At 68.3% G+C, this 14,062-nt stretch carries 15 protein-coding genes; 1 reads left to right on the top strand and 14 read right to left on the bottom strand.

Going from position 1 to position 14,062, the window contains the following annotated elements:
- Positions 1-126: 126 nt before the first annotated feature.
- Together AC07VX_RS15710 and AC07VX_RS15705 are read right to left on the bottom strand one after the other, a co-directional pair.
- Positions 127-621: a hypothetical protein gene (locus AC07VX_RS15710; RefSeq protein WP_493166419.1), complete on the bottom strand. Its 495-nt coding sequence runs from the start codon at positions 619-621 to the stop codon at positions 127-129.
- Complete coding sequence (locus AC07VX_RS15705) at positions 618-1,733, bottom strand: JmjC domain-containing protein (protein ID WP_493166420.1); 1,116 nt, start codon at positions 1,731-1,733, stop codon at positions 618-620. Before AC07VX_RS15705 ends, AC07VX_RS15710 begins: the two co-directional genes overlap by 4 nt.
- A gap of 39 nt (positions 1,734-1,772) precedes the next feature.
- On the opposite strand from AC07VX_RS15705, the gene AC07VX_RS15700 reads away from it, so the two are divergent.
- Complete coding sequence (locus tag AC07VX_RS15700) at positions 1,773-2,291, top strand: FKBP-type peptidyl-prolyl cis-trans isomerase (protein WP_493166421.1); 519 nt, start codon at positions 1,773-1,775, stop codon at positions 2,289-2,291.
- A gap of 29 nt (positions 2,292-2,320) precedes the next feature.
- Here the strand turns inward: AC07VX_RS15700 and dut are convergent, their stop codons facing one another.
- The 12 genes from dut to AC07VX_RS15640 form a co-directional block, all read right to left on the bottom strand.
- A complete protein-coding gene (gene dut / locus AC07VX_RS15695; protein WP_493166422.1) occupies positions 2,321-2,770 on the bottom strand; it encodes a dUTP diphosphatase in 450 nt (149 codons plus the stop codon).
- Positions 2,770-3,972, bottom strand: coding sequence for a bifunctional phosphopantothenoylcysteine decarboxylase/phosphopantothenate--cysteine ligase CoaBC (gene coaBC, locus AC07VX_RS15690; protein ID WP_493166423.1), 1,203 nt, complete (start codon positions 3,970-3,972; stop codon positions 2,770-2,772). The genes dut and coaBC overlap by 1 nt, the downstream gene beginning before the upstream one ends.
- Positions 3,972-4,685, bottom strand: a complete 714-nt coding sequence (gene trmB, locus AC07VX_RS15685; protein WP_493166424.1) for a tRNA (guanosine(46)-N7)-methyltransferase TrmB — start codon at positions 4,683-4,685, stop codon at positions 3,972-3,974. Before trmB ends, coaBC begins: the two co-directional genes overlap by 1 nt.
- Positions 4,685-5,995, bottom strand: coding sequence for a thymidine phosphorylase (gene deoA / locus AC07VX_RS15680; protein WP_493166425.1), 1,311 nt, complete (start codon positions 5,993-5,995; stop codon positions 4,685-4,687). Before deoA ends, trmB begins: the two co-directional genes overlap by 1 nt.
- A gap of 2 nt (positions 5,996-5,997) precedes the next feature.
- The gene (deoC, locus tag AC07VX_RS15675; protein WP_493166426.1) at positions 5,998-6,762 is read right to left on the bottom strand and encodes a deoxyribose-phosphate aldolase; all 765 of its coding nucleotides are present in this window, start codon (positions 6,760-6,762) and stop codon (positions 5,998-6,000) included.
- Entirely contained in the window at positions 6,759-7,595 is an 837-nt protein-coding gene (locus AC07VX_RS15670; protein ID WP_493166427.1) for a purine-nucleoside phosphorylase, read from the bottom strand. The genes deoC and AC07VX_RS15670 overlap by 4 nt, the downstream gene beginning before the upstream one ends.
- Positions 7,596-7,604: 9 nt before the next feature.
- Positions 7,605-8,021: a cytidine deaminase gene (gene cdd, locus AC07VX_RS15665; RefSeq protein ID WP_493166428.1), complete on the bottom strand. Its 417-nt coding sequence runs from the start codon at positions 8,019-8,021 to the stop codon at positions 7,605-7,607.
- A gap of 1 nt (position 8,022) precedes the next feature.
- Positions 8,023-8,988 carry an ABC transporter permease gene (locus tag AC07VX_RS15660; RefSeq protein ID WP_493166429.1) on the bottom strand — a complete coding sequence of 322 codons (966 nt, stop codon included), beginning with the start codon at positions 8,986-8,988 and terminating at the stop codon, positions 8,023-8,025.
- Positions 8,988-10,091, bottom strand: a complete 1,104-nt coding sequence (locus AC07VX_RS15655) for an ABC transporter permease (RefSeq protein WP_493166430.1) — start codon at positions 10,089-10,091, stop codon at positions 8,988-8,990. Before AC07VX_RS15655 ends, AC07VX_RS15660 begins: the two co-directional genes overlap by 1 nt.
- On the bottom strand, positions 10,088-11,620 hold the full coding sequence (locus tag AC07VX_RS15650; protein ID WP_493166431.1) for an ABC transporter ATP-binding protein: 1,533 nt from the start codon (positions 11,618-11,620) through the stop codon (positions 10,088-10,090). The genes AC07VX_RS15655 and AC07VX_RS15650 overlap by 4 nt, the downstream gene beginning before the upstream one ends.
- 5 nt (positions 11,621-11,625) lie before the next feature.
- Positions 11,626-12,603 carry a BMP family lipoprotein gene (locus AC07VX_RS15645; RefSeq protein ID WP_493166432.1) on the bottom strand — a complete coding sequence of 326 codons (978 nt, stop codon included), beginning with the start codon at positions 12,601-12,603 and terminating at the stop codon, positions 11,626-11,628.
- A 78-nt stretch (positions 12,604-12,681) separates the two neighbouring features.
- Positions 12,682-14,031 (bottom strand): MATE family efflux transporter, encoded by a 1,350-nt coding sequence (locus tag AC07VX_RS15640; RefSeq protein ID WP_493166433.1) that lies wholly within the window; start codon positions 14,029-14,031, stop codon positions 12,682-12,684.
- Positions 14,032-14,062 lie beyond the last annotated feature (31 nt).

The following is a 14,062-nucleotide window of genomic DNA, read 5'->3' as shown; positions in this document are numbered from 1 at the left end:
TAACTTTGGGGTCGTGCGCCAGTGCTTTTGCACACCGACTGCCGACCCCGACAGAACAAGACGTGGAAAACCTCGAGCGCTTCCCTCGCCTAGCCAACAATTATAGGGCTTGTGTAACTCAAACGATCACAACCCCAAAGTCGTCGGCGCAAAAGCTTCGCTGGAGCGTTGTGCCACGGCATCAAACCATTCCAGGCCACGCAGCCGCTGGGCGGCGTCCCCGCGGATCTCGCCCCGCCATAGATGACGGTCGAAGAGGCGCAGCGTCTTCGACGATTCCGACCCGACGGCCAGCAGCAAGCTTTCAGGCGCGGCCTCCAGCCGAAGTTCGGGCTCGACGGCACGCGCCGTCACGCAGTGCGCGAAATCGCGCCGCCAGCGCACGAAGCGCGGATGGCGGCGCACGATGTCGTCGTACTGCAAGGCCAGCAGATGCAGCTGGCGCCCGGGCCGCGCCCAGGCCGCCAGTGCGTCGAGGGCCTGAGCGTCCGACAGCGGCCAGTCGACGAAGCTGGCATCCCAAGCATGCAGTTCACGGCACCCCTGCTCGGCCGCCCAGGCCAGGGTCTCGACGAGCAGGCGCTGGAATTCAGCGCGGCCGGCAAAGTTCTGCGCATTCATGAGACCAGCGGCTGCACCCAGCCATCCTCCGTCCATTGATCGAGCAGTTCGCGCGCATCGGGCGACAACCGGGCCACTTCGGCAGCACTCAACCGGCGCTGGTCCGCGAGGCGGCGCATCAGTACCGCGTCGCGCCCACCGGCGCGAAAGCTTTCCCCGTTCAGGAACACATGCGCCGCGTCGTAGAGCATGCGACTGCGCCGGTCCAGCGCCACGCCCAGCTCGGCCGGCAGCGGTTCACCAGGTTCGAACCAGACCTGGGCTTTCGGCTCGGTCAGCGCCTCGCCCAGAGCCCGCTCAAGCGCCTGGGGGCGCTGCACGGCGGCCTCCACGGCGCGTCGGGCAAAGTCCAGCAGCGCGGCAGGTACACGGGCAGGCTCGGTCGAGGCTTCTTGGCGCGGGTCGGCGTAAAGCTTGCCAGCACCATCGATATCGTCAAGGAAGCGCGGCAGCAGCTCGGCAGCCAGGCCCTCGGCCGTAGACGCACGAAAGCCCACCGAGCCCGTCACACAACCCATGCCGACGGCGATGCCGTCATGCGCCCAGCCGGGCGGCAGATAGAGCATGTCGCCTGGCTCGAGGATGAAGTCCTGCTCGGGCTTGAAGTTGGCAATGATCTTCAGCGGTACATCGTCGCGCAGCACGGCGTCGCGCTGGGCCCCGATGCGCCAGCGGCGTTGGCCGGCGAGCTGGATCAGGAAGACGTCGTAGGAATCGAAATGCGGGCCGACGCCGCCACCGTCGCTGGCCACCGATAGCATCAGGTCGTCCAGCCGCGCATCGGGCACGAAGCGGAACAGGTCCATCAGCGCCCGCGCCTCGGCCAGATGCTGATCCAGCCCCTGTACGAGCAGCGTCCAGCCGGGCTTGCTCATCGCCGGCAAGCGTGCGATGGGGCCATGCTTGAGCTTCCAGTCGCCATCGAAGGCGGTGACGAGGCGCGACTCAACATCGTCGCGCGCGGCCAGCGCGGCCAGCTCCTTCAGCGAAGCCGGCGGCGTCGCGTCGGCAAAGGCCTGGCGCACCAGCAGCGGTTTCTTCTGCCAGTGCTTGCGCATGAACTGCGCCGGGCTCAACCCGGCGAGCATGGGGGTGGGGAGATCGATCTGCATGCGGCCATTGTGCCGAGGCTGTGTGGGAAAATTGATTCCATGCAAGTGACCCGCCCCTGTGTCGTCTCCCTGCGCTGGAGACTCGACGATGCCCAAGGCCAGCTCATTGACGAGCTGGCCGAACCCATGGAATTCCTGGTCGGCGGCGACGACCTGTTCGCCAAGGTCGAGTCGGCGCTTGAAGGCCAGGAGGCCGGCTTCGAGACCGACCTCGCGCTGCAGCCCGAGGAGGCCTTTGGCGACTACGACTCAGGCCTCGTCTGCTTCGAGGCCCGCAGCCTGTTCCCGAGCGATGTGGAGCCCGGCATGCAGTTCGAGGGTCTGCCCGAAGGTGCCGTCACCGAGGGCATGCCCGAGGCGGTCTACACCGTCACCGAGGTCTACCCGGAGCATGTGGTGCTGGACGGCAACCACCCGCTGGCCGGCATCGGCCTGCGCATGCACCTGACGCTGCTGGACGTGCGTGCAGCCACCGAGGAGGAAGCCCAGGCCGGCTCGGTCGGCGAGCCCATCTTCATGGTGCAGACCGGCGCGCCGCCGGACGAGCCGATCCACTGAAACGAAAGGCGCCTCACGGCGCCTTTTCTCTATGCCTTGCCGGTAGAGCCGAAGCCGCCGGCACCGCGCGCCGACGCATCGAAGCTGTCCACGCGGCGGAACTGTGCCTGCACGACGGGCACGATGACGAGCTGGGCGATGCGCTCGAAGGGTTGAATGGTGAACTCGGCCTGGCCGCGGTTCCAGCAGCTGACCATGAGCTGGCCCTGGTAGTCGCTGTCGATCAGGCCGACGAGATTGCCCAGCACGATGCCATGTTTGTGGCCCAGACCGGAGCGCGGCAGGATGATGGCCGCCAGGCCCGGGTCGGCAATGTGGATGGCCAGGCCCGTGGGGATCAGCGTCGTCTGGCCGGGAGCCAGGGTGATGGCCGCATCCAGGCAGGCGCGCAGGTCGAGGCCGGCGCTGCCGGGCGTGGCGTAGGCGGGGATCTGCTCGGCCATGCGGGCGTCGAGCACTTGCAAGTCAATCGCGTGCATCAGAGTCTTCTGGAAAGTTCTTGGATCAGCTCGCGTGCGAGGCTGAGCTTGCCGGCCCGGGGCAGCTCGCGCTGGCCCTGCTCGTCGATGAGTAGCAGCGCGTTGTCGTCGCGGCCAAAGGTGGCCGGGCCGAGGTTGGCGACGATGAGCGGGATGCCCTTGCGGCGGCGCTTGGCGTCTGCGTGCTCGGCCAGTTTCTCGCTCTCGGCGGCGAAGCCCACGCAGTAAGGCGGCTTGGGCAGCCTTGCCACGGCGGCCAGGATGTCGGGGTTCTCGGCCATGGCGATGGTCGGTGCAGTGGCCCCGCCTTCCGCCTTCTTGAGCTTGTGCTCGTGAGTCTGCGCTGGGCGCCAGTCGGCGACGGCCGCCGTGGCGATGAAGGCATGGTGATTAGCGGCCTGCGGCAGCACGGCATCGAACATCTGCTGAGCCGACTGCACATTGATGCGCTGCACACCGCGCGGCGTCGCGAGATGCACAGGACCCGCTACCAAAGTCACGTCGGCACCGGCCTCGGCCGCCGCACGGGCGATGGCGAAGCCCATCTTGCCGCTGCTGTGGTTGGTGATGCCTCGCACCGGGTCGATGGCCTCAAAGGTGGGGCCGGCGGTGATCAAGAGCTTCTTGCCGCGCAGACTCTTCGGTGCGAGAAAGGCCTCGACGTCGTCGAAGATCTCCTGCGGCTCCAGCATGCGGCCATCGCCGATCTCGCCACAGGCCTGGTCTCCGTTGGCCGGGCCGATGAACGTGGCGCCGTCGGCCTTGATCTGGGCCACATTGCGCTGCGTGGCCGGGTGGGCCCACATCTCGCGGTTCATGGCCGGCACGACCAGCAGCGGGCATTCATGGATGCGACGCGCCAACGCGGTCAGGCTGACGAGCTCGTCCGCCCTGCCCTGGGCCAGCGCGGCGATGGCGTCGGCGCTGGCCGGCGCCACCAGCATCACATCGGCCTCGCGGCTGAGGTTGATGTGGGCCATGTTGTTGTCGGGCCGCGCGTCCCACTGGCTGGTGTAGACCGGCCGGCCGGACAGGGCCTGCATGGTGACGGCGGTGATGAAGGCTTCAGCGGCCTCGGTCATCATGACCTGCACGGTCGCGCCGCCCTTCACGAACAGGCGCGTCAGCTCGGCGATCTTGTAGCCGGCGATGCCGCCGGTCATCGCAAGCAGGATGTGTTTGCCTTGCAGTGGTGATGTCATCAACGCTTCCTGAACACCAGATCCCACACACCATGTCCGAGCTTGATGCCACGGTTCTCGAACTTGGTCAGGGGCCGGTAGGCGGGCTTGTCAGCATAGCCGGCCGCAGTGTTCAGGAGATGGCCTTCAGCCGACAGCACTTCAAGCATCTGCTCGGCATAGGGCTGCCAGTCGGTGGCGCAGTGCAGGTAGCCGCCGGGCGCGATGTGCTGCACGAGCTGGGCGACGAACTCGGGCTGGATCAGGCGACGCTTGTTGTGGCGCTTCTTGTGCCACGGGTCGGGGAAGAAGATGTGCACGCCGGCGAGCAACTCGGGGCCAATCATGTCGCGCAGCACTTCGACCGCGTCGTGCTGCACGATGCGGATGTTGCCGATCTGCTTCTCGTCGATGAGCTTGAGCAGCGCGCCGACGCCGGGCTCGTGCACCTCGCAGCCGATAAAATCGTGGTCGGGCAGCTTCTGGGCGATCTCGGCGGTGGCGCCGCCCATGCCGAAGCCGATCTCCAGCACCAGTGGGGCCTTGCGACCGAACACCTGCCCGGCGTCGATGCGCTCGGGCTTGTAGGGCAGCACGAACCTGGGGCCCAGTTCAGCCAGCGCCTTGATCTGGCCCGTGCCCATGCGGCCGGCGCGCGTGACGAAGCTCTTGATCGCCCGTCGTGGCAGATCCTGCGGCGGGTCTTGTGGTGGGTTGTTGTTCTGTCCGTCCATCACCCGATTGTCGCCATGACGAGCGGCGTGGCGGCCACGTCGGCGTCGCCCAGCGTGCAGGCTGCAAGGTACGACGCGATCGCGCGATCGGCAGCGGCTTCGTCGGCGGCGTGGATCCAGGCCATCGGCTCGCCAGCGGCGATGCGTGTGCCGATGGGCTTTACTTCCGAGAAGCCGACGCGCATGTCGATGGCATCGCCGGCCTTGCGACGGCCCCCGCCCAGTTCGACGATGGCCACGCCCAGGTCGCGGGTCGCCATCGTCGTGATGACCCCAGCGCGCGGCGCGGCCACAGGCTTTACGACCGGTGCGGCCGTGAGGTAGGCCTGCGGGCGCTCCATCAGGTCGGCCGGGCCACCCAGGGCCACAACCATCTTGGCGAATTTCTCGGCAGCAGCGCCGGAATCCAGTGCGGCCTGCAGCTTCACGCGGGCAGCGGCCGTGTCGGCGGCGAGGTTGCCCAGCACCAGCATCTCGGCGCACAGCGCCAGCGTGACCTCGTGCAGGCGCGGCTCGCGGCGCTCGCCCTTCAGGTAGCGGATGGTCTCGATGACTTCCAGCGAATTGCCGACATCGGTGCCCAGGATCTGGTTCATGTCGGTGATCAGCGCGCGCGTCTTCAGGCCCGCGCCACCGGCGACGGCGACGATGCTCTCCGCCAGTTCCTTCGCGAACTCGGGCGTGGACGCGAACGCGCCGTTGCCGCATTTGATGTCCATGGCCAGGCCTTCGAGGCCGGCAGCCAGCTTCTTTGACAGGATGCTGGCGGTGATCAGCGGCACGCTCTCGACGGTCGCCGTCACGTCGCGCGTCGCGTAGAAACGCTTGTCCGCGGGGGCGAGGTCAGCGGTCTGGCCGATGATGGCGCAGCCCAGCGTGCGGACGATCTGGTCGAACCTGGCCGGGTCGGGCGTCGTCGTGTAGTGGGGAATGGCCTCGAGCTTGTCGACCGTGCCGCCGGTGTGGCCCAGGCCGCGGCCGGCAATCATCGGCACATAGCCGCCGCAGGCCGCCACCATGGGCGCCAGCATCAGGCTGACCTTGTCGCCCACGCCGCCGCTGCTGTGCTTGTCCAGCACCGGGCCGGGCATGTCGGGCCAGCGCATGACGCGGCCGGAGTTCATCATCGCGCGCGTCAGCAGCACGGCTTCGTCACGACCCATGCCGCGCAGGAACACGGCCATGCCGAGGGCAGCCACCTGGCCCTCGCTCCAGGAGTTGTCGACGAGGCCGCGGACGAAGTGGTTGATCTGCGCTTCGTTGAGCGCCTGGCCGTCACGCTTGGCGCGAATGATTTCTTGGGCAAGCATGGTCAGTACGCGGCCGTCGTGGCCGTTGATTGGGCGCCGGTGAGCACGGCTTCGATGTCGGTCAGCAGGCCGCTGGCACCGAAGCGCAAGCGCTGCGGGTTCAGCGCGGCGGCGCCGAGGGCGGCTTCGGTCTGGGCGATGTAGCCGGCGGCGTCCGCCACCGAACGCACGCCGCCGGAGGCCTTGAAACCGGCCGCAGACAGGCCGCTGGCGGCGATCTCCTTCAGCATCGTCGCCGCCGCTTCGGGTGTGGCGCCGGTCCTGGTCTTGCCGGTGCTGGTCTTCACGAAGTCGGCGCCAGCCGCCAGGGCCATGCGCGTGGCCTGGGCGATGCGCTCCGGCGTGGCCAGTTCGCCGGACTCGATGATGACCTTGAGCGTCAGTGGGCGCGATGCGAAGCGGACTTCGGACAGGAACTCGGCAACCTCGGTGGACTGTCCGGCGGCCAAGGCACGGTACGGCAGCACGACGTCCACTTCGTCGCCACCGGCCTGCGCGATCTCGGCGACATCGGCCAGCGCGCGCTGCAGGTTCAGCGAGCCCTCGGGGAAATTGGCGACGGCGGCCACCTTGATTGAGTCCGGCAGGGCCGCCCGCGCCTGGGCGACGAAGCGCGGCCAGACGCAGACGGCGGCGACGTCGCCATGGGCCGTGCGGGCACGGCGGCACAGCGCGTCGATGTCGGCCGGCGTGTCGTTGTCGTTCAGGCTGGTGAGGTCCAGGCAGGCCAGCGCGGTGCGGGCGGCAGCCTTCGGGTCGGCGTTCACAGCGCCACGTCCTTGAGGCTGGCCACCAGCGCCGCCAGGAAACCGGCGGCGCGCTCGCCCGAGGCCTGGGCCTGCTTGAGCGTCAGATCGTGCGTCAGCGCCTCGGCGGAGAGGCCGGCGGCCATGTTGGTCATCAGCGCGATGCCCATCACCTTGAGGCCGGCGTGGCGGGCCAGGATAGTCTCGGGCACGGTGCTCATGCCGACGGCATCGGCGCCCCAGGCGGCGAACATGCGGATCTCGGCGGCCGTCTCGAACTGCGGGCCCAGGGCCCAGCAGTAGACGCCCTCGCCCAGCATCAAGTTCTCGCGCTTTGCCAGGGCCAGAGCGTGCCTGCGCAGGTCGGCGTCGTAGGCGTTGACCATGTCGACGAAGCGATGGCTGCCCTGTTCGCCCACGAGCGGGCTGCGCTGAGGCGCGTTGATGTGGTCGGCAATCAGCATCAGGCTCCCGGGGGGCATGTGGCCGCGCAGAGAGCCCGAGGCATTGGTCTGCACCACCAGCTTCACGCCCCAGCGCTTGAGCGTACGCAGCGCGCCGGCCATGCCGGTGCAGTCGCCACTCTCGTAGGTGTGAGCGCGGCCCCGCAGAAAGATGACGCGCTGCTCGCCGATCTTGCCGACGACGATCTCGTTGACATGGCCCTCGACCTTGGGCTGCGGGAAGGCCGGCAGCTCGGTGTAGGGCAGGTTCCTGGCGTCCTGCACATGGCTGACGGCGCCGGCCCAGCCGGAGCCGAGCACCACGGCGACTTCGGGCGCGTTGCCGAACAGGGATTGCAGCTTCTCGACGCTCGCGGTGATCGCGGGGTCGAGCTTTTGGTTGTCGATCATGGGGAAACCTCAGGTCTTCAGGTGATCCGGTCCGAAGCTGCAAGGCAGCAGTTCGGCCAGGGTCCAGCGCTGGCGGATGCCGCCAGGATCGCCGGCGATGATGACAAGCTCTTCGGGCACGGAGAACTCCCGCAGCTTCTGGCGGCAACCGCCGCACGGTGTGATGATGTCCGGGCCGGGGCCGGTCACCAGCGCCACCTTCGCCTGCCTGCCGCCGGCCATGATCATGGCCGTCAGCGCCGAGGGCTCGGCGCACCAGCCCTGCGGGTAGGAGGCGTTCTCCATATTGGCGCCGATGTGGATGCGGCCCTGCTCGTCAAGGATGGCCACGCCGACCCGGTACTTGGAGTACGGCGAATGCGAGAACTCGCGCGCGCGCAGGGACTCGGCAAGCAGGCGGTCCAGCAGGTCTTGGCTCAGTTCCATCTCAGCGCTCCTTCACGTACGGTCGGCCCAGCGCCTTCGGGGCGATGGCTGAGCCTATGAAGCCAGCGAGCAGGACGACCGTCAAGACATAGGGCAGCGCCTGGATCAGTTGCACCGGCACTTCGCCAATGCCCGGTAGCTGCACACCCTGCATGCGGATGGCCACGGCATCCAGGAAGCCGAACAGCAGGCAGGCGCCCATGGTGGGCAGCGGCTTCCACTTGCCGAAGATCATGGCGGCCAGCGCGATGAAACCGCGGCCGGCCGTCATGTTGGGAGAGAAGGAGGCGTTCTGTGCCAGCGTCAGATACGAACCTGCCAGGCCGCACAGCACGCCGTTCATCAGCAGCGCCTGGTAGCGCAGGCCCTGCACCGACATGCCGGCGGCTTCAACCATCGCCGGGTTCTCGCCGACCGCACGCAGGCGCAGGCCCGGGCGGGTGCGCTCCAGGAAGAACCAGACCGTCGCCACCATCAGGAAGGCGACGTAAACCAGCACGTTGTGGCTGAGGAACCCATGGCCGAAGACCGAGGCGAACCAGTGGCCCGGCTGCGGCTCGGCAAAGCCCTTGGCGATGGCCGTCAGGCGCACGTCGGGATCGATGGGCGGTGTCTGGCCCCCCTGCTGGAACCAGGCGATGCCCAGCACCACAGTCAGGCCCGCGGCGACCATGTTCAGCGCGACGCCGGAGACGACCTGATCGCCACGGTTGGTCACGCAGGCGAACCCGTGCAGCAGCGAAGCCGCGCAGGCGACGGCGATGGCCGCCATCACGCCATAGGCTGTGGAATGGGTGACCGAAGCGGCCGCCGCGGCCGCAAACGCAGCGAACAGCATCTTGCCTTCCAGGCCCAGGTCGACCACGCCGGCGCGCTCGGACAGCACGCCGGCCATTGCGCACAGCAGCAGCGGCGCGGACACGCGCAGCGTGGACGCCAGCACCGAGGCGATCAGGACTTCATCCATCAGCGGCCTCCCTTCACCATGCCGTAGACGCGGGCGAACAGTGGCACGCTGACCGTGGCCATGGCACCCGAGAACAGCACGATCAGGCCCTGGGCCGTCACGACCATCTCGCGGCTGAAGCCCTGCAGCTCGAACGACACCTCGACGCCGCCCTGGTAGAGCACGCCGAACAGCAGCGACGCCAGCACGATGCCGAAGGGGTGGTTGCGGCCCATCAGCGACACGGCGATGCCGGTAAAGCCGGCGCCGGCGACGAAGTCCAGCGTCAGCTTGCCCTGCACGCCAGAGATCTCGTTGATCCCCACCATGCCGGCCAGGGCGCCGGAGATGGCCATCGCCAGCAACACCTGGGCGCGCGGGCGGATCCCCGCGTAGTGCGCGGCACGCGGCGCACTGCCGACAGCGCGCACCGCGTAGCCGGCGGCGCTCTTCCACAGGAACCAGGCGACGAAGAAGCAGGCCGCCAACGCGATGACGAGGCTGAGGTTCAGCGGCGATGAGGGCAGCTCCACACCGAAGGCCGCGGCGATCTGGTGCAGCGCCGGCATGCGGGCGCCGTCGGCAAACTCGGCGGACTCCACCGCCATGCTGCCGGCCGGGCGCAGCCAGTTGACCAGCAGATAGCTGTTCAGGCTCGCGGACAGGAAGTTGAACATGATCGTCGTGATGACGATGTGGCTGCCGCGCCAGGCCTGCAGATAGGCCGGCAGCGCCGCCCACAGCATGCCGAAGCCCGCGGCCGCCAGCACCAGCAGCGGCAGCATGACGACGGCCGGCAGCTTGGCGCCCAGCCACAGCGCGACCAGGGCCACACCCAGGCCGCCCAGCGTCGCCTGCCCTTCCCCGCCGATGTTGAACAGGCCGGCATGGATGGCCACGGCAACCGCCAGGCCGGTGAAGATGAAGCTCGTCGCGTAGTAAAGCGAATAGCCCAGGCCGCGCACGCTGCCCAGGGCCCCGTTGAGCAGCACGGTCAGCGCCTGCCAGGGGCTGTGGCCAATGACCATGACGACGAGGCCGGCGACGACCAGCGCGATGGCGAGGTTCCACAGCGGCAGCAGGCCGATGTCGATCCAGCGGGGGAGTTGCACAGGTTGGCTCATGCGGCCGCTCGTTCTTCTTGTGCGGCCATCAGCAGGCCGAGACGCTTCTCGTCGCAGTCCTCGATGGCGAGTTCACCGGTGATGCGGCCGCAGTTCATGACGACGACGCGGTCGGCCAGGGCCAGGATCTCGTCCAGCTCGCTGCTGACCAGCAGCACCGCGCAGCCGGCATCGCGCAGCGCGCGCAACTGGCCGTGGATGAATTCGATGGCGCCGATGTCGACACCGCGGGTGGGCTGGCCCACCAGCAGCACGGTCGGCTGCTCGCCGATCTCGCGCGCCAGGATGAGCTTTTGCTGGTTGCCGCCCGAGAACTTGGACGAGCCCAGGTTCTCGTCGCGCGGACGCACGTCGAAGCGCTCCTGCATCTGCCGGGTCGCGTCGCGCATCGCGGCGTGGTTCATCGAAGCGCCCTTGCGGTACTTCGGCAGGCCCTGGTAGCCCAGCACGGCCGATTCCCAGGCCGGGAAGCTCATGACCAGGCCCACGGCATGCCGGTCCTCCGGCACGTGGGCCAGGCGCAGCGGGCGGGCCTGGGCGGTGTCCAGCCACGCTTGCGGCGTGAAGGACTGGCCGCCCAGCGCCATGCGGCCGCCCTCGGGCGCACGCAGGCCGCTGAGCACTTCAAGCAGTTCGCTCTGGCCATTGCCCGACACGCCGGCCACGCCGACGATCTCGCCGGCCTTCAACGTCAGGCTGACGTCCTTCAGCGCCGGCACGCCGTTGGCGTGCTTCAGGCTCAGGCCCGAAGCCTGCAGCCGCACCTCGCCGGCATGCACTTCCAGCCCCTCGGGCCGGCCCAGCGTGACCTTGCGGCCGACCATGGACTCGGCGAGCGACTCCTCGCTCCAGGACTCGATGCCCCGCGTCTCGACCACCTGGCCCGCTCGCATCACCGTGACCGCGCTGCACAGGCTCATGACCTCGCGCAGCTTGTGCGTGATGAGGATCAGCGTCGTGCCGCGTTCCTTCAGCTTGCGCAGCGTGACGAAGAGCTGGTCGGTCTCCTGCGGCGTCAGCACGGCCGTCGGCTCGTCAAGGATCAGGATCCTTGCGCCTCGGTACAGCGCCTTCAGAATTTCCAGCCGCTGCAATTCGCCCACGGGCAGGTCGGCGACGACGGCATCGAGCTGCACGTGCAGGCCGGTCTCGGCCATCAGCGCTTCAAGCTTCGCCCTGACCTTGGCCTTGGAGGCGGCGAGGAAGAAGCCACCCTCGGCGCCCAGCATGATGTTCTCCAGGCAGGTCAGCGTGTCGACCAGCATGAAATGCTGATGGACCATGCCGATGCCCAAGGCAATGGCCTGCTGGGAGTTGGCGATGTGGACTTGCTGTCCGTTGACCTCGATGCTTCCCGAATCGGCGTGGTAGTAGCCGTACAGGATGGCCATCAGCGTGCTCTTGCCCGCGCCGTTCTCGCCGACGAGGCCATGCACGCTGCCCGCCGCGACGTCGAACGACACCTCGCGGTTGGCCTGAACTGCGCCGAAGCGCTTGGAGACGCCCAGAAGGCGGACGGCCGCGGCCATACCGCTCAGTATTTGCAGGCGTTGTCGGCCATGTAGTCGGCCACCTTCACCTTGCCGGCGATGATGTCGGCCTTCACGGCGTCGACCTTGGTCTTCAGCGCCGGCGTCAGCAGCTTGGCGTTGTGCTCGTCGGCGGCGTAGTCCACACCGCCTTCCTTCAGGCCCAACACCTGCACGCCGGGCTTCCAGCCCTTGAGCACGTTGTAGACGGCCACGTCCACCCGCTTGACCATGGAGGTCAGCATGGTGCCAGGCTGGATGTGGTTCTGGTTGCTGTCCACGCCGATGGCAAGCTTGCCGGCGTCCTTGGCGGCCTGATAGACGCCCACACCCGTGCCGCCGGCGGCGGCGAAGACGACATCGGAGCCCTTGGCGAACTGGCTCTTGGCCAGCTCACCGCCGCGGGTGGGGTCGTTCCAGGCGGTGGACGTGGTGCCCGTCATGTTCGAGAACACCTCGATCTTGGGCAGGGTCGCCTTGGCGCCCTGCTCGTAGCCGCACTGGAACTTGCGGATCAGCGGGATATCCATGCCGCCGACGAAGCCGACCTTGCCGGTCTTGCTGACCAGGGCGGCCATGGCGCCGACGAGGTAGCTGCCCTCATGCTCCTTGAAGAGCGTGGACTGCACGTTGGGCAGGTCGACCTTGGCGTCGATGATGGCGAACTGGGTCTTGGGGAAGTCCTTGGCGACCTGCTGCAGGGCCGAGGCCTGGGCGAAGCCGATGCTGATGATTGGACTGGCGCCCCGCTCGGCCATGCGGCGGATGGCCTGCACGCGCTGGGTGTCGTTGCTGATCTCGAATTCGAGATAGGTCTTGCCGGTCTCCTTCTTCCACTGCTCGGCGCCCTGGTAGCCGGCCTGGTTGAAGGATTTGTCGAACTTGCCGCCCATGTCAAAGATCACCGCGGGCTGCTGGGCCTGGGCCATGGCCGAGGCGACCACCAGGGTCAAGGCGGCAAGGCGGGGCAGAGAAGACTTCATGGGATTGGCGTGGGCAAGGCGAAAGGGGCGCATTGTAGAAAACATCCCTCAAGTTTTACTGGGTAGGAAAATACTGATTCACCCGGGCCTGGCATGGCGCAGCTTGCGGTGCGATGCGCGGGCGTGGGGCAGCCAGCCGAGTGTCGCCCAACGCCGCCACATCAAGAGGCCTCGAATCCACTCATCCGCCGCATAGGCAATCCACACGCCGACCAGCCCCCAGCCCAGGTAAACGCCCAGGAACCAGCTGCCCCCGGCCAGCACCAGGGCCATGGAGGCGGCGCCGGCCAGCACCGGATAGCGCGCATCGCCCGTGGCCCGCAAGGCGTTGATGACGACCAGATTGAAGGTGCGCCCCGGCTCCACCAGCACCGTCCACCACAGCAGCGTGCAACCCATGGCGATGATCTCCGGGTCGGACGTGAACCGGGCCAGCAGCCAGGGCCCGGCCAGGGCGAAGCTGCCCGCCACGAAGAAGGCGACGACGATGCCGAGGCCCAGCGACTTGCGCACCAGCTTGTGGGCCGCGTGCAACTCGCCGGCGCCGATCATGTGGCCGACCAGGATCTCCACCGCGAAGCCGACGGCCAGGCCGAACATCAAGATCACGTGCAGGAACTGCATCGTGTAGGCATGGGTGGCCAGGGCATGGGCGCCGAGCTGGGCCACGGCCGCCAGGCTGGTCATGAAGGCGGCCCGCCAGGCGATGTTCTCGGCCGCACCCGGGATGCCGATGTGCAGCACAGTGCCCAGCGGCGCGCGCACCAGCCGCCACCAGTCGGCCCAGCGAAGAGACAGGTCCAGCCGGCCCCGCCACAGCACGATGTGCATGGCCAGACCCATGCCGCGCCCCAGGATGCAGGCCAGCGCGTAGCCCGGCAGGCCCAGGTGGGGCATGGTCAGCAGAGCCACCGCCAGCGTGACGACCTGGATGACGACGACGACGAACAGCGCCTCGCGGCTGCGCAGGTGGGCGCGCATGACGCTGGACATGTTGGCGTTCCAGGCGTCCAGCAACAGGGCGGGAGCCAGGGCCTGCAGCAGCGTGCGGGCCAGCGGCGCCACCTCGGCCGGCGTGTTGACCAGGCTCAGCATCGGCCCCGCCGCCAGCAGCGCCGCCGCGGCGCCGGCCAGCCCCAGCCAAGTGCTGGCGCCGACGACGGCGCGGGCCACCGCGTCGGCTTGATCGCGCCGGCCGGCGCCCAGGGCCTGGGTCACGGCCACGCTGACACCCGCACCGATGACGCGGAACAGCACGAACAGGGCCGCAAAGACCTGGTTGGCGATGCCGAAGGCCGCGCCGCTGTTGTCGGACAGCCGGGCGGCCAGCGCCGTGCCGATCACGCCGATGCCGATGCCCAGCAGCAGTTCCAGCAGCAGGGGCCAGGTGAGCGGAAAGAGACGCGGGCGAGCAGACCGGGCCGTCATGGCCGAGTCCTGAAGACGGGATTCACACAAG

This window comes from Roseateles sp. GW821-FHT03B02 (assembly GCF_059421025.1).
Note: the sequence above shows the minus strand (reverse complement) of the source record. Positions and strands in the feature narration are given on the sequence as shown.